Origin of the sequence: Acidisoma sp. S159 (genome assembly GCF_009766125.1) — a bacterium.
Classification (GTDB): Bacteria; Pseudomonadota; Alphaproteobacteria; order Acetobacterales; family Acetobacteraceae; genus Acidisoma.
In genome coordinates this window covers 39039-54674 of the sequence record NZ_LMUG01000048.1, presented here as the reverse complement: position 1 = coordinate 54674, position 15636 = coordinate 39039, and the positions used below count along the sequence as shown (strand labels likewise).

13 protein-coding genes are annotated in these 15636 nt (G+C 64.4%); 4 read left to right on the top strand and 9 right to left on the bottom strand.

What is annotated here, in order from left to right:
• Positions 1-7: 7 nt before the first annotated feature.
• Positions 8-1027: a peptidylprolyl isomerase gene (locus GSQ92_RS15305; RefSeq protein WP_254065594.1), complete on the bottom strand. Its 1020-nt coding sequence runs from the start codon at positions 1025-1027 to the stop codon at positions 8-10.
• 238 nt (positions 1028-1265) lie between these two features.
• Here GSQ92_RS15305 and secA point away from each other — a divergent pair, with 238 nt between their 5' ends.
• Positions 1266-3986 carry a preprotein translocase subunit SecA gene (secA, locus tag GSQ92_RS15300; RefSeq protein ID WP_158802714.1) on the top strand — a complete coding sequence of 907 codons (2721 nt, stop codon included), beginning with the start codon at positions 1266-1268 and terminating at the stop codon, positions 3984-3986.
• Positions 3987-4031: 45 nt separating this feature from the next.
• Here secA and GSQ92_RS15295 read toward each other — a convergent pair whose 3' ends face one another.
• The 3 genes from GSQ92_RS15295 to GSQ92_RS15285 are packed head-to-tail and all read right to left on the bottom strand — an operon-like array spanning position 4032 to position 9229.
• Positions 4032-4823 (bottom strand): DUF4239 domain-containing protein, encoded by a 792-nt coding sequence (locus GSQ92_RS15295; protein ID WP_158802715.1) that lies wholly within the window; start codon positions 4821-4823, stop codon positions 4032-4034.
• On the bottom strand, positions 4820-7990 hold the full coding sequence (locus GSQ92_RS15290; RefSeq protein WP_158802716.1) for an efflux RND transporter permease subunit: 3171 nt from the start codon (positions 7988-7990) through the stop codon (positions 4820-4822). The genes GSQ92_RS15295 and GSQ92_RS15290 overlap by 4 nt, the downstream gene beginning before the upstream one ends.
• Before the next feature lie 6 nt (positions 7991-7996).
• A complete protein-coding gene (locus tag GSQ92_RS15285; RefSeq protein WP_254065595.1) occupies positions 7997-9229 on the bottom strand; it encodes an efflux RND transporter periplasmic adaptor subunit in 1233 nt (410 codons plus the stop codon).
• A 288-nt stretch (positions 9230-9517) separates the two neighbouring features.
• Here GSQ92_RS15285 and GSQ92_RS15280 point away from each other — a divergent pair, with 288 nt between their 5' ends.
• Positions 9518-9748: a DUF2171 domain-containing protein gene (locus GSQ92_RS15280; protein WP_158802717.1), complete on the top strand. Its 231-nt coding sequence runs from the start codon at positions 9518-9520 to the stop codon at positions 9746-9748.
• A gap of 38 nt (positions 9749-9786) precedes the next feature.
• On the opposite strand, the gene GSQ92_RS15275 is transcribed toward GSQ92_RS15280, so the two are convergent.
• The 5 genes from GSQ92_RS15275 to GSQ92_RS15255 all read right to left on the bottom strand — a co-directional run bounded on the left by GSQ92_RS15275 (position 9787) and on the right by GSQ92_RS15255 (position 14223).
• Positions 9787-9990: a hypothetical protein gene (locus GSQ92_RS15275; RefSeq protein WP_158802718.1), complete on the bottom strand. Its 204-nt coding sequence runs from the start codon at positions 9988-9990 to the stop codon at positions 9787-9789.
• A complete protein-coding gene (gene cydB / locus GSQ92_RS15270) occupies positions 9974-11011 on the bottom strand; it encodes a cytochrome d ubiquinol oxidase subunit II (RefSeq protein WP_158802719.1) in 1038 nt (345 codons plus the stop codon). Before cydB ends, GSQ92_RS15275 begins: the two co-directional genes overlap by 17 nt.
• The gene (locus GSQ92_RS15265) at positions 11008-12465 is read right to left on the bottom strand and encodes a cytochrome ubiquinol oxidase subunit I (protein ID WP_158802720.1); all 1458 of its coding nucleotides are present in this window, start codon (positions 12463-12465) and stop codon (positions 11008-11010) included. Before GSQ92_RS15265 ends, cydB begins: the two co-directional genes overlap by 4 nt.
• Complete coding sequence (locus tag GSQ92_RS15260) at positions 12462-13097, bottom strand: GbsR/MarR family transcriptional regulator (protein ID WP_158802722.1); 636 nt, start codon at positions 13095-13097, stop codon at positions 12462-12464. Before GSQ92_RS15260 ends, GSQ92_RS15265 begins: the two co-directional genes overlap by 4 nt.
• A gap of 88 nt (positions 13098-13185) precedes the next feature.
• Positions 13186-14223: a cation diffusion facilitator family transporter gene (locus GSQ92_RS15255; RefSeq protein WP_158802723.1), complete on the bottom strand. Its 1038-nt coding sequence runs from the start codon at positions 14221-14223 to the stop codon at positions 13186-13188.
• 93 nt (positions 14224-14316) lie between these two features.
• Between GSQ92_RS15255 and hisF the strand changes: the two genes are divergently transcribed.
• Entirely contained in the window at positions 14317-15078 is a 762-nt protein-coding gene (gene hisF, locus GSQ92_RS15250; RefSeq protein WP_158802725.1) for an imidazole glycerol phosphate synthase subunit HisF, read from the top strand.
• A 20-nt stretch (positions 15079-15098) separates the two neighbouring features.
• The gene (locus GSQ92_RS15245) at positions 15099-15611 is read left to right on the top strand and encodes a phosphoribosyl-ATP diphosphatase (RefSeq protein ID WP_158802726.1); all 513 of its coding nucleotides are present in this window, start codon (positions 15099-15101) and stop codon (positions 15609-15611) included.
• Positions 15612-15636: the final 25 nt, after the last annotated feature.

The following is a 15636-nucleotide window of genomic DNA, read 5'->3' as shown; positions in this document are numbered from 1 at the left end:
GGCGCGGCTACTGAGCCGCGGGCTTCGCGGGAGCCGGTGCGGCGGCTGGCGCTGGCGTGGCGGAGGGTGCCGCGGCAGCCGGTGCGCCGGGGGCTGGGCCGTTGGGTCCCGCCATCGGCGTGCCGTCCGGGCCGAATTCCTTGATCGTCACCTGGCTGCGCACCTGGGTCAGCAGCTTGTGGACATTCTCCTGGATCAGATCATTGCGGATTTTGTCATGCACATCGGCGAGGCTGGGCGCCGGATCGGTCTTGTGGCCGAGCACCTGGATCACATGATAGCCGAACTGGGTGTGAACGGGGGTCTGGGTGATCTGGCCGTCCTTCAACGAGAAGGCCGCCTCAGCGAATTCGGGCACCATATCGGTCTTCTTGAAGTAGCCGAGATCGCCACCGTTCGCCGCACCGGGATCCTTGCTATATTTCTTCGCGAGCTTGGCGAAATCCGCGCCATGGTCGAGCTGCTTGATGATGTCCTTGGCCTGCTGCTCGTTCGACACGAGGATATGGCGCGCATGCACCTCCTCGATCCCCGGCTTATCGGCGTAGTCCTTGGCATAGACGGCCTTCACGGCATCCTCGGTGATGGCCGGGCCGACAACCTTCGAGACGAGGGCGCCTTGGAGCACCTGGTCGATCCCGACGGCGATGCGCTTCTGCACCAGCGGGTCGTTCTGCAGACCATCCTTGCGGGCGGCGATCGCCATGGCCTTCTGATCGACGAGCTGCTCGAGCAGGATCGGGTAGAGCTGATCGGGCGGCATGCCCTGGAGCTGCTGCGGCAGGTTGCGCGTGAGTTCGGAGACATCCGCGAGGTGGATATCCTGGCCGTTCACAGTCGCGACGACGGTGTTCGGATCGACGGGCGCCTGCGCCTGGGCACCGGCCGGGGCGGGTGCCATGGTGCCCGGCGGGGCGCCGGCGGCCGGTGGTGACTGCGCGCTGGCAAGGGATGGGAGGGCCAGCGAGAGGCCGCTGGTCACCAATGCGGCTAGGCAGGCACGCGAAAAAAGGCGGTCGGAACGCATGAGAGACCTCGCGGGGCGATGGCTGGGGCAGGATGGGGCGGGACAATGGCGGAAGAGCCATGGCATCACAAGGCGGCGGGCGTTAACGCTTGTTCATAACGCTCGCGTTGACCGGTGCGGGCCAGGATCCTATCACTGCGCCCCTCCGCACCGGATGAGCCCGGGCCGTGCCACAGACCGGGCGGCTCCGCGGATGCCGGCGGGATCGCCTCCCGGCCCTATCTGACCCAAGGTTCACATGTTCGGATCTCTCGCTCGCGCCATTTTCGGAACCAGCAACGAACGCGTCCTCAAGGGCTATCGCCGGATCGTGCCCGAGGTCAATGCCTTGGAGCCCCAGATCTCGGCGCTGACCGATGAGGCTTTGCGCGGCAAAACGGCTGAGTTCCGCCAGCGCCTGGCCGGCGGCGCCACGCTGGACGAGCTGATGCCCGAAGCCTTCGCGGTGGTGCGGGAGGCGTCCAAGCGCGTGCTCGGGCTGCGCCACTTCGACGTGCAGCTGGTGGGCGGCGTCGTACTGCATTCCGGGCGCATCGCCGAGATGAAGACCGGCGAGGGCAAGACCCTGGTCGCCACTCTGCCCGTCTACCTCAATGCGCTGCCCGGCAAGGGCGTCCATGTCGTGACGGTGAACGACTATCTGGCGCGACGCGACGCGGAGGATATGGGCCGGCTGTACGGCTTCCTCGGCCTTTCCACCGGCATCATCGTGCACGGGCTGGAGGACGGGCAGCGCCAGGCGAGCTACGCCTGCGATATCACCTACGGCACCAACAACGAATTCGGCTTTGACTACTTGCGCGACAACATGAAGTACCGGCTGGAGGACATGGTCCAGCGCGACTTCAACTACGCGATCGTCGATGAGGTCGATAGCATCCTGATCGACGAGGCGCGCACGCCGCTCATCATCTCCGGCCCGGCCGAGGATAGTTCCGACCTGTACCGCCAGGTCGATCTCATCGTGCTGCAGATGGCAAAAGAGCCGGAAACCTTCGAGAAGGACGAGAAGGCCCGCAGCGTGACCCTGACCGAAGCGGGCAACGAGCGCGCGGAGGAAATACTCCGCGCCCACGGCATCCTGCTCGAAGGCAATCTCTACGACGTCCACAATATTTCCATGCTGCATCACGTGCAGCAGAGCCTGCGCGCGCATGTGCTGTTCACCCGCGACGTCGATTACATCACGCGCGACGACAAGGTGGTGATCATCGACGAGTTCACCGGCCGCATGATGGAAGGCCGCCGCTATTCCGAAGGGCTGCATCAAGCGCTCGAGGCCAAGGAGCACGTCACGGTCCAGCCCGAGAACCAGACACTCGCCTCCATCACCTTCCAGAATTACTTCCGGCTCTATCCCAAGCTCGCCGGGATGACCGGCACGGCGATGACCGAGGCCGACGAGTTCGAGGAAATCTACAAGCTCTCGGTGGTCGATATCCCCACCAACGTAGGCGTGGCGCGCAAGGATGAGGACGACGAGGTCTATCGCACGGCGGAGGAGAAATACGCCGCCGTCGGCACGCTGATCGCCGAGACGCGGAAACGCGGCCAGCCGGTTCTGGTCGGCACGACGAGCATCGAAAAGAGCGAGCTGCTCAGCGAAATCCTGACGCAACAGAATGTGCCGCATGCGGTGCTGAACGCGCGCTTCCATGAGCAGGAAGCGGCGATCATCGCCCAGGCGGGCGCGCCGGGCGCCATCACCATCGCGACCAACATGGCCGGGCGCGGCACCGACATCAAACTCGGCGGCAATGTCGAGATGCGCCGCAAGCTCGAACTCGCGGAGATCACCGACCCTGAGGAATACGACCGCCGTAATGTCGAGCTGGTGGCCGAGATCGCGCGCAACCACGATGCGGTGGTCGCGGCCGGCGGGTTGTATGTCATCGGCACGGAGCGGCATGAGAGCCGGCGTATCGACAATCAGTTGCGCGGGCGATCGGGCCGTCAGGGCGACCCTGGGCACAGCCGATTCTTCCTGTCGCTCGAAGACGACCTCATGCGCATCTTCGGTTCGGACCGGATGGGCGGGATGCTGCAGCGCCTCGGCCTCAAGCCGGGTGAGGCGATCACCCATCCTTGGATCAACCGCGCGCTGGAAAAGGCGCAGAAGAAGGTCGAGGCGCGCAACTTCGATACCCGCAAGACGCTGCTCAAATACGACGACGTGATGAATGACCAGCGCAAGGAGGTCTATGCCCAGCGCCGCGAATTCATGAAGTCCGAGGATGTCTCGGAGATGCTTTCGCAGATGCGCAACGAGGTCATCTCCGCGGTGGTCTCCCGCCGCATTCCCGAGAAGGCTTTCGCCGAGCAGTGGGAAACCGCGGAGCTTGCCGAGGATGTCGAGCGGTTGCTGAACCTGTCACTGCCGATCGTCGATTGGGGCCGCGAGGAGGGCATCGACGAGACCGGTATCCGCGAGCGCATAGAGTCGACGGCTGATTCGATGATGGCGGCGAAGACGGCCAATTTCGGCCCCGACCTGATGCGGATGGTCGAGAAGTCACTGCTGTTGCAAACGCTCGACCAGGTTTGGAAGGAGCATCTGCTGAACCTGGATCACTTGCGGCAGGGCATCGGGCTGCGCGCCTATGGTCAGCTCGATCCGCTGCGCGAATACAAGTCCGAGGCGTTCTCGCTGTTCGGGGCACTGCTGGAGGATCTCAAGGAGAGGGTTACGTCGATCGTGTCGCGGGTCGAGCTTGGGCGGCCGGTGGAAGCCGAGCCCGCTTTGCCCCCGATGATCGAGAGCCATCCTGAGCCGTCGCTGATGTCGATGATGGGCGATCCGGATTTGGCGACGGGCTCACCCACGGGCCTCGCCGTCGCGGTGGCGGAGAGCGGCACGACGCTGGCGGAATTGCCCGCCGAGTGGCGCGCAACGCCGCGCAACGCCGCCTGCCCCTGCGGGTCAGGGAAGAAGTTCAAATACTGCCACGGGAAACTTTAAAGCCGCTGAAGCCGAATTAGGCGCGGCGGCTCCTCAATCAGCTGGTTAGGGCGGCTCAGCTGGCGCAAGCGTGCGCAACACATACTCCAGTGGTTCAGCCGAGACCCGGATGCCGCCCGAGAAGGGGTGGTCGAGGGCGACGACCATGAAGAGCGCCATGAAGATGACAGCAGCCAGCATGCCCGCCATCAGGGTTTGCGCGAATAGATTCTTGGCGCCGAAGAAAAAAGTGAAGGACAGCGTCAGCAGCGCGCCGAAAAACAGCACGAGCCACAAAACACCGGGCACGATACCGCCGGAAAGCTCGAACCTCGCGCGTCGGCCTTCGGTCATGGCCGTGAGCTGGTTGAGCATCGCCTGCATGACGACTTCGTCTCGTGTATTATTCGGGGAGACGGCAAGCACGGCAGTGTAGATGTCGGTAAGTGCCTGCGTCGCGACGGGACTGATTTTGCCGCGATCCATTGCGGGCCAGTCATCTTTCCCGGCGCTCTCCAGATAGTGCGACAGCGCGCGGTCGATCGCAGGGCGATGGGCGGCGTCGACACCGGGCGACAAGCGGTAGATCGAGGCAGCGGCGGCGGCTTCCTCCGTCACCGCCGCTCCCGCATCGCGAAACCTCTCCCAGACCACGATGACGGCGAAGCCGAGCAGCACCGCGTAGATCACGCCGAGCACGGCGAATTTGAAGCCGGCGACCTCGTTGTTGGTGATCAGCCGGTCCAGTCCGAAAATCTTTCGGACGAGATACGGGCCGACCATGGTGAGCCCGGTCATCACGACGACAATCAGCAGCGCCGAAAGCCAAAGCGGCAGCTGGGATAGCCAAAGCGTCATGCCGTGGCAGCGGGCGTGGGCGCCGGAGGTGTCACCGGCTTGCGGGCGCCGCTGCGCCACTCATCGAAGCGCTGCAGCACGACGAAGAAGGACGGCACGAACAGCACCGCGAGCAGGGTCGAGGCGGCCATGCCGCTGAACACCGTGATGCCGATGGTCTTGCGCGAGTTGGCGCCCGCGCCGGTCGCGAGGATGAGCGGCACGACGCCGAGCATGAAGGCGAAGGAGGTCATCAGGATCGGCCGCAGACGGGCATGCGAGGCGGCGCGGGCCGCTTCCAAGATCGACAGCCCATGGATCGCTCGCTGCTCACGCGCGACCTCGACGATGAGGATGGCGTTCTTCGCGGCGAGCGCGATGAGCAGAAGCAAGCCCACCTGCGTGTAGAGATTGTTGTCGAGACCGAGCAGCCCCAGTACCAGCGCGGGACCCAGCAGCGCGAGCGGGACGGCGAGCAAGACGGCGATGGGCGTGATCCAGCTTTCGTATTGGCCGGCGAGCACGAGATAGACCAGCAGCAGCGCGAAGCCGAAGGCGTAGATGATTTGGCCGCCGGCGGCTTTCTCCTGATAGGACATCGCGGTCCAGTCGAAGGCCGAGCCGCGCGGCAGGTTATGCGCCGCCACCTGCTGCATGAGATCGAGCGACTGGCCCGAGCTGAAGCCCGCCGCCGCGCCACCGACGATCGTCGCGGAGGGGTAGAGATTGTACAGGCTGATCAGCGACGGCCCCACCATCGGCTTGATGCGGACCAGGGTGCCGAGCGGGATCATCGTCGTGCCGTCCTCGGCCCGTACCTGCAGCTGCTCTAGCTGATCCGGGCGCAGGCGATCGGGTGCATCGGCCTGGGCATAGACCTGGAAGGTCATGCCGAATTTGTTGAACTGGTTGATGTAGGTCGAGCCGAGATAGGAGGAGATGGTCGCGAAAATCTCTCCGATATTGACGTGCAGGGTCTCCGCCTTCACGCGATCGACCACGACCTGATACTGCGGCACCCCGGCGCGGAATGAGGTACTGGGATGGGCAATGCCGCTCTGGCCCGCCGCGGCACTCACCATGGTTCGCGCGATGGTCTGCAGCTTGGCGTAGTCGGCGCTGCCGTCCCGTAGTTCCACGACCATGTCGAAGCCGTTGGAATTGCCGATGCCCTGGATCGCCGGCGGCACCAGGACGAAAGTCGCGGCCGACTGCACCGCCTGCAACTGGCGCGTGAGGTTCATGTAGATCGAGCGAAGATCCTCGCCCTTACCGCGCTTGCTCCAGTCCTTCAGAATCACATAGGCGACGCCGGCATTGGCGAGCGTCGCGCTGTTGTCGAGAATCGAGATGCCGTTGATGTTGATGACGGTGGCGACGCCCGGCGTGGCTTGCGCGATCTGCTGGATCTTGGCGAGCGTCTGCGTCGTCCGGCCGAGCGAGGCACCATCAGGCAATTGCGCGCCGATCAGGAGATAGCCCTGATCCTCGGTCGGCAGGAAGCCGGTCGGCAGCCGCGCGATGCCCCAGACGGCGAAGCCCATCAGCACAAGGGCGATCAGCGCCATCGGGCCGGCATGATTGGTCATATGGGCGATCAGGCCGGCATACCATCTGGCGAGGCCGTCGTAGCCGTGGTTGAAGCCGCGGGCGAGGATGTTGCGCTTCTCGGGTGCCTTCGGGACGCGCAGCCAAAGCGCGCATTGCGTGGGCGTGAGCGTCGCGGCGTTGATGGCGCTGATGAGCGCCGTCGCCGCGATCACCAAGGCGAACTGCGCATACATCTGGCCGGTGAGGCCCGGTGTCATCGAGGCCGGGATGAACACCGACATGAGCACCAGCGTGATGCCGACGATCGGGCCGAACAGATCCCGCATGGCGCTGATCGCCGAATCGTGGCCGTTCAGCCCCTTCTCGAGGTACTGGGCGGCACCTTCCACCACCACGATCGCATCATCCACCACGATGCCGATCGACAGCACGATGGCGAAGAGCGTCGACATATTGATGGTGAAGCCGAGCGCCGACATCGCCGCAAAGGCGCCGATGACGGTGATCGGCACCGTCGTGGCCGGCACCAGGGTCGCGCGCCAATCCTGCAGGAAGACCAGGATGACGACCAGCACCAGAATGCCGGCCTCGATGAGGGTCTTGTAGACCTCCTCAACCGAGGCGGAGACGAAGAGCGTGGTGTCGAAGGGAATCCCGTAGGTGAGGTCCTGCGGGAAGGTTTTGGACAGCCCCGCCATCGCCTTCCGCACTTCGGTCGCGACCTGGAGCGCATTGGCACCGGGCGTCTGGTAGATGCCGATACCCGTGGCCGGCTGACCGTTGAGCGTGAAAGCCTGGCCGTACGTTTGGGCGCCGAGCTCGACCCGCGCGACGTCGCGCACCCGTGTTACGAGCCCGTTCGCGCCGGGCGCGGTCTTGACTATGATGTCTTTGAATTGGTCGACGTCGGTCAGGCGCCCCTGGATATTGATCGTGTATTGGAAAGCCTGCCCGGCCGGTGCCGGGGGCGCACCGATCTGACCAGCCGTCACGGCCTGGCTCTGCTGCGACACCGCGTTGATTACGTCACTCGGCGTCAGGTTGCGCGCCTTGAGCGCATTTGGGTCGAGCCACAGGCGCATCGCGTAATTGCCGGCGCCGAAGACCGCGACATTGCCGACACCGGGCAGACGTGCCAGCGGATTGACCAGGTTGATGGTGGCGTAATTGCTCAGATAGAGGCCGCTGTAGCGATTATTCGGCGAACTCAGCGTGATGATCTGCAGGATCGCGGTCGATTTCTGCTGGACGACGACGCCCTGCGCCTGCACGGCGGGCGGCAGCTGGGCGAGCGCCGCGGAGACGCGGTTCTGCACCAGCACCTGGGCGAAGTTGAGGTCGGTGCCGATCTTGAAGGTGACGATGAGGTTGTACGTGCCGTCACTGGCGCTGGTGGACTGCATGTACAGCATGTCCTGCACGCCGTTGACCTGCTGCTCGATCGGCAAGGCAACAGTATCGATCAGGGTGCGGGAGCTGGCGCCGGGGTAACTGGTGGAGACCTGCACGGTCGGCGGCACGACATTCGGATACTGCGCGATCGGCAGACCGAGCAAAGCGACGAGGCCGATCACCACGAAGACAATGGCGATGACGTTCGAGAGAACGGGCCGCTCGATGAAGAATTTCGAGAACATGCGGGGCTACTGGGCCGCGGGCTTGGCGGGTGCGGCGGCCGGCGCAGGGGTATCAGGTGGCGCCGCAAGCGTGGTCAGCGTCGGCGTCACCTTCTCGCCAGGTATCGCGCGCTGCAAACCATCCACGACGACATGGTCGTCTGGCGCGAGGCCGTTATCGATCACCCGCAAGGTGCCGACCAGCGGCCCTGTGGTGACAGTGCGCTGCTGCACCGTATTGGTGCCATCGACGACCATGAGATAGGAGCCCGCCTGATCGGAGCCGAGCGCCGTGTCGGGCACCAGCATGGCGTTAGGTTGTTTGCCGAGCGGCACGCGCACCCGGACGAACATGCCGGGCAGCAGAACGTGGTCTGTATTGGACAATTGGCCGCGTGCGGAAAGGGTGCCCGCGGTCGGGTCCACTGTCGGCGCGGTGTAGTCGAGGAGGCCGGCATGCGGGAAGCCGGTTTCGGTTTGCAGCCCGACATCGACCGGCACGTTCTTGATCTCAGCGAGCGAGATGCCGCGGGCGCGCAGATTGGCCCGGATCCGCTGCACGTCCGTCTCGCTGACCGAGAAGTTCACGTAGATCGGGCTGAGTTGCACGATGGTCGATAAGGTCGTGGTGGGCGAGGAGGTCACCATGTCACCGACAGAGACAAGGTGCGCTGAAACCAGGCCGTCGAACGGCGCCTTCACCTGGGTATAGGAGTAGTTGATTGCGGCGAGCTGGACGCTGGATTTCGCCTGATCGAGATCGGCTTGGGCGCCGTCCATCTTGGCCTGGGCTGTGTCGAGATCGGCGACCGAGTTGACGCCCTGGTTCCGCAAGGTCGATTGGCGGGCATATTGCTGCTGCGCCTGGATAAGCGCCGCCTGCTGCGCGGCCTGCTGCGCCTGGGCCTGCTGCAACTGGGCATAATAGGGCGGCGGCTCGATGGTGAAGAGCGTGTCGCCCTTCTTCATCTCGGTGCCATCGACGTAATTCTGGCTGTAGAGGAAGCCGTTGACGCGGGCGACGAGCGGCACCGTGTTGATCGCGGCAATGTTGCCGGTGGTTTCCAGGTAGCGCGTGACTTCCTGCTTCAGCGGCACGGCCACACTGACCTGCGGCGGCGGCGGCGCCACGTATTCGTTGGACTTTTTGCATCCCGCCAGCAGCCCGGCAAAGGCCAGCGCCAGGAATACGCCGCGACACACTGTGCTCGGACTGGCGGAGATGTGATGGGCGGGCGAAACGCGGAGGAAAATGGCCAAACGAAGCCTTCCCGCGCCGAAACGCGCGAAATCACAGGGATGAAATGCCAAACGCAGCAAGACTCGGCGCCGAGGCCGGAGGCACCCTAGGTGCCTTGACGCTGAATCTGCAAGAGAATTTCCGATGGTTTCGGCTTCGCACGCCAATTGGTCACAAAATCGCGATGCACCAAGCTGTCGGCAGCGGGGAATGGCACGGGCGCGTAAGGCAGGGTTGATCCGGACGCTCGCAACCGCACATCGGCTTCAGCCGCCTGGCTTCAGGCGACTCATTTTGGAGGAACGGCAATGGTCGATACATCGAAGATCATAGAACATTCGGAGGTCGTCGGGTCCGACGGCCAACATGTCGGAACCGTCGACCATCTGGACGGCAGCCGCCTCAAGTTGACCAAGAAGGACCCGGCCGCGCATGGCGAGCATCACTATATCGATCTCAGCCTGATCGCCTCCGTCGGCGACAAGGTGACGCTGAACGTCTCCGCCGCCGAAGCCCAGAAGAAAGCCGCGACCGCCTGAACCAATGGGGCGCCCTAAGCTGGGCGTCCCATCCTGGGTTATTTCGGCACAATGGCGTTGAGGAAGAACGCCACCGCGGCGAAGACCACGACGCTCACCCCGTAGATCGCCACGAACCACGCCCAACGCCGCAGACGAGGCCGCGCCACGAACCACTCGGTGCGCGCACGCGCCCCCGGTAGCCGCGAGGTGGCGGCGGCTAGACGGTCGAAGGCATCACGCCTGTCAGTGGTAATGCGCACCGGGTTCCACCTTGCCACGGAAAATATAATACGAGAGCGCGTTGTAGCCGAGGATGAGCGGGATCATCACCGCCGCCCCGACCAGCAGGAAGATCTGGCTGGAAGGCACGGAGGCCGCCTGCCAGATATCGAGCGACGGCGGCACGATCATGGGGAAGATCGAGTAGCCGAGGCCGAGGAAGCCCAAAACAAACCAGCCGAGCGCGCAGAAGAACGGCCTGCGGTCGTGCTGTCCCTCCTCTTTCTTCAAACTGGCGAAGAAGACGAAAGCCAGGACAACGGAGAGAATCGGGGCGACGGCGGTCGCGAGGATGCCCGGCCAGGCAAACCAGCGATGGGAGAAGCTGGGGTTGAGGGTGGGTGTCCACAGGCTGACGACGAGCAGCATCGCAAGCATGACGATGCCCAGCACCTGCGTGTGCCGCCGCATATTGGTATGCAGCTTGCCCGAGGTGCGCCACAGCAACCAGCTCGACCCCAACAGCGCGTAGCCGAAAACTACCGCGATGCCGCAGAACACCGTGAAGCCGGTCAGCCAATCGAAGGGACCGCCGGAGAACTGAAGGTCGGCCGACGACTTCGTGCCCTGGATCAGCGCGCCCAGAATGGCGCCCTGGCAAAACGCGGCGAGCACGGAACCGCCGAAGAAGCTCCAGTCCCAGCGGCGGCGCTGGCTCTCGATCGCCCGAAAGCGGAACTCGAAGGCGACACCGCGAAAGATGAGCCCCAGCAGCATGAGGATCACCAGCGGATAGACCGATGGCAGGATCACGCTATAGGCCGCCGGGAAGGCGCCGTAGAGGCCGCTGCCGCCCAGCACCAACCACGTCTCGTTGCCGTCCCATACCGGCGCGATGGTATTGACCATCACGTCGCGGTCATGCGGCTCGGGCTCGACCGCGAAGAGCATGCCGACGCCGAGGTCGAAGCCGTCGAGCGTGACATAGGCGAGGATGACGAAGGCCAGGATGCAGGCCCAGATGACGGGCAGAATGGGATGCCCAGCCAGATCGGCGATCATTCCGCGGGCACTCCTTGTGAGCGGTCACCCGCTCCGGGGTGGGGTTCGGTTCGCTTTCCCGTGCCGCCTGCCGGACCGGGGGTGATGCCCTGGGTGCGCTGCGGCGGATCATTCGACGGCGGCGCTTCGTCGAGACTCGGCGGATTGGCCATCATCGCCAGCAAGTAACGGATGCCGACACCGAAGACGACGAAGTAGATGATCAGGATGAGGGTGCAGGAGAAGATCACCATCGGGAGCGTGACGGGCGACGCGCTGTCCACGGTTCGCAGCAGGCCATAGACCGTCCAGGGCTGCCGCCCGGTCTCTGTCACCGTCCAGCCTGCTAGGATGCAGATGAAGCCGGCCGGACCCATGGCCGTGATCAAGCGGTGGAATAGCGGCGTATCGTAAAGTCTTCCTCGGAAGCGGAGCCATAGGCTGAGGAAGCCAGCCAGCATCATCAGCACGCCGAGACCGACCATCACGCGGAAAGCCCAGAAGGTCACGAAGACGACCGGCCAGTCATTCTTGGGGAAGGCGTCTAGCCCTTTGACGGTGCCGTCCCAGGTATGGGTCAGGATGAGGGAGCCGAGGTGGGGCAGCGAAATCGCGTAGTCGTTGCGGGCGGTGTCCACGTTGGGCAGGCCGAAGAGCACCAAAGGCTGGCCGGCCAGCGTGGTGAAGTCACCCTCCATCGCCGCGATTTTAGCCGGCTGATATTGCAGGGTGTTCCGGCCCTGCGCGTCTCCGGCGAATAGCTGGACCGGCATGCCGAGGGCGGCCATCCACATCGCCATGGAGAACATCAGCCGCGCCACCTCGTTGCGGCGATCGCGCAGCAGGTGGAATGCGCCGACCCCGCCGACCACGAAGGCGACCGACATATAGGCCGCGATGACCATGTGGACCCAGCGGAAGGGGAAGCTCGGATTGAAGCAAATCGCCAGCCAATCCTTGGGCACAAACTCGCCATGCTGACCGATCGCGTAGCCGACCGGCGTCTGCATCCAGGAATTGGCCATCAGGATCCAGGTGGCCGAGATCAGCGTGCCGATCGCCACCATGCAGGTCGCGAGCAGATGCAGCTTGGGTCCCACCCGCTTCAGCCCGAAGATCATGATGCCGAGGAAGCCGGCCTCCAGGAAGAACGCGGTGAGCGTTTCCCAGGCGAGCAGCGGGCCCAGGATGGGGCCGACTTTCAGGGAATAGCCGCTCCAGTTCGTGCCGATCTCGTAGGCCATGACGAGGCCGGAGACGACGCCCATGGCGAAGCCCACCGAGAAGATCTTCAGCCAGTAGCGGTAGGCCGCCATATAGGCTTCCCGCCCGGTGATCGACCACAGGATTTCCAGCACCGCGAGGTAGCTGGCGAGGCCGATCGAGAAGGCGGGGAACAGGATGTGAAAGGCGATGGTGAAGCCGAATTGGCCCCGAGCCAGCACCACCGCTAGGGCGGGCGCATGGGCGATCATGGCAGCATCTCCTGATCCTCGTCCTGTTCCTGATTTTCGCTGGTGGCCAAGGTACCCCCCGCGCCAGCACGCCGACGCCGCTGTTCGGAACCGAGCAGCGGAAGCCGGTTCTTCAGTTCAAGCAGCCGCACGACCTTGCCCCCGAGTTGGAGAAGCTGGGTAAGCTGATCGGTTTCGAGCTTTTGCACATCCTCGGACCACCTCGTTATCAATTCGATCAGGTCGTGCATCTCCCGCATACGGGATTGGGCATGGCGATCACTGGCGGTCGCCGCCTTCTCCATAAGGAGATCGCGCAGCACGGAAAGGGTGGGATCGATTTCCCGCCGCCGCCGCTCCTCCGCCAAGGTCCGGACGATCTGCCACACGTCGTCCGGCGTGGAGAAATGCTCGCGCCGGTCGCCGGGCAGATGCTGCAGGCGGACGAGGCGCCACGATTGCAGCTCCTTTAAACCCATTGAAACGTTCGAGCGGGAGAAGCGCAGCACCTCGGCGATCTCATCGGCGGGTAGCGGACGGGGCGAGACGTAGAGCAAGGCGCAGATCTGGCCGACCGTGCGGTTGATGCCCCAGCGGCTGCCCATCTCGCCAAAATGCAGGACGAAAGCCTCGGAGAGCGGAGACAGCTCCACGGCCAGAACTTTCAGTAAATTCTGAAATTAAGATATCTACAGTAGATTCGCTCGTCAAATGACGGTTTGGAGCGGTCTGTCATCGCGGTCAGACCACGTTGTCGGGGGTCAGGCGGCAGACCGCGTCGTCGATCTCGATCTGCAGCGTGGCGTGGCCGATGCGGAAGCGTTGGCGAAGTTCCTGGCAGGTGCGTTGCAGGAACACGTCGCCGGGATGCGGGCCGGGAATGACGAGATGGCTCGTCAGCGCGGTTTCGGTCGTGCTCATGGCCCAGATATGCAGGTCGTGGATGCGCTCGACCCCTGGGAGGCTTTCGAGGTAGCGGCGCACGGCGGCCGGCTCGATCGCCTCGGGAACCGCATCGAGCGACATGCCGAGCGATTGCCGCAGCAGACCCCAGGTGCCCCAGACGATGACGACGGCAATCACGATGCTGATCGCCGGGTCAAGCCGGTTCCAGCCGGTGAAGGCGATGACGATCGCCGCTACCACGACCCCGGCCGAGACAAGGGCGTCGTAGGCCATGTGCAGAAAGGCGCCGCGCAGGTTGATGTCATTCTTGCTCCCGGAGGCGAAGAGCCACGCGCTGATGGCGTTGATCGCGATGCCGACGGCGGCGACGATGATGACGACGCGTGGCGCCACCGCTTCCGGCGTGACCAGCCGCCGGATCGCCTCCAGCAGGATCGCCCCCGTGGCGAGGAGCAACAGGCCAGCGTTGAAGAGTGCCGCCAGGATGGTGCTGCGGCCCATGCCATAGGTGAAGCGCGCGGTGGGCCGCCGCCGCCCCAGCACCGTCGCCAGCCAGGCGGCGGCGAGGCCGAGGACATCGGTCAGGTTATGGGCACCGTCCGCCACCAACGCGACCGAGCCACCCAGGAAGCCATAGACGACCTCCAGCACCACGAAGCCGATGTTGAGCAGGATGCCGATGAGGAAAGCCCGCCCGAAACTCGCCGGCGCGTGGACGTGCCCCGCATGGGAATGCCCCGCATGGGAATGGCCCTCATGCGAATGCTCGTCGTGGGCGTGGCCTTCGTGCTCATGGTCTTCGTGCTCATGGTCTTCGTGCTCATGGTCTTCGTGATCGTGGTCTTCGCCTGATCCGTGCCCATGTGAGTTCATCGGCCGAGACCTCCCGGGGCGGCGCCCGGTCCTTCCTCTTGCGGCGGCAGTAATCCGTGGCCACAAGGGCGCCGTAATGAAAGCCCCTCGCCCATGCTAAAGCTTCGCGTAATTCCCTGTCTGGACGTCAAGGACGGCCGGGTGGTGAAGGGCGTCAATTTCGTCTCTCTCCGCGATGCCGGCGATCCGGTCGAGCAGGCCGCGCTGTATGACGCGGCCGGCGCCGACGAGCTAACTTTCCTCGACATTACCGCAAGTCACGAGAATCGCGACACGATCCTCGATGTCGTTGCCAAGACATCCGCACGCATCTTCCTGCCGCTGACGGTGGGGGGCGGCATCCGCTCGACCGCCGACATGCGCCGCCTGCTGCTGGCCGGGGCTGACAAATGCAGCATCAACTCGGCCGCCATCGCCCGGCCGGAGCTTGTCGCCGAGGCGGCCGAGAAGTTCGGCAGCCAATGCGTGACCGTGGCTGTCGATGCGCGGGCCGTGCCAGGCGGCGGCTGGGAGGTTTTCAGCCACGGCGGCAGGGTCGCGACAGGGCTCGATGCCGTGCAGTGGTGCCAGCGGATGGCGGCGACGGGTGCGGGCGAGATCCTGCTCACGAGCATGGACCGGGATGGCACGGGCCGCGGGTTCGACCTCGATTTGTTAGCTCAAGTTTGCGGCACCGTAACGGTTCCGGTGGTAGCGTCCGGCGGTGTGGGTGAGCTGCGGCATTTCGTGGAAGGCGCGCGCGCCGGCGCTACCGGCCTTTTGGCCGCAAGTGTTTTCCATTTCGGACAATTTACGATTTCGGCGGTTAAGATGGCATTGAATGAAGCAGGCTTGGCCGTGCGCCTGGCTCAGTAGATCGAGGATACCGGGACCTTATGGCCAAAGCGACCAAGACCAAGCCCAAGCTCAAGACGACGAAGAAGGCAACGACATCGAAACGCGTTGCTGCAAAGGCCAAGGCGTCGCGCGTTACTGCCAAGAAAGCCATGCCGAAGACGCCGGCGGTTTCTTCCTTGGCATCGGCGGACGCGACGGTGCTCGACCGGCTCTGGGAGACGATTGTCAGCCGCCGCGAGGTCGATCCGGCGATCAGCCATTCCGCGCGCCTGCTATCGCGCGGGACCGCGAAGATCGCGCAGAAATTCGGCGAGGAGGCGGTGGAATGTGTGATCGAGGCGGTGTCGGGCGCCAGCCGCTCGGCACTCGTCGGAGAAAGTGCTGACGTGCTCTACCATCTGCTTGTGCTGTGGGTGGATGCGGAAGTGGCGCCGGAGGAGGTTTGGGCGGAGCTGATGCGCCGCGAAGGTATCAGCGGCGTGGCCGAGAAGGCGTCTCGGCTGAACAATTTGCGGAGCAGGGAGCAGATCGCGAGTACGAAGATTCCTTGAGGGTTGGGCGGTACGAGCGTTTGGC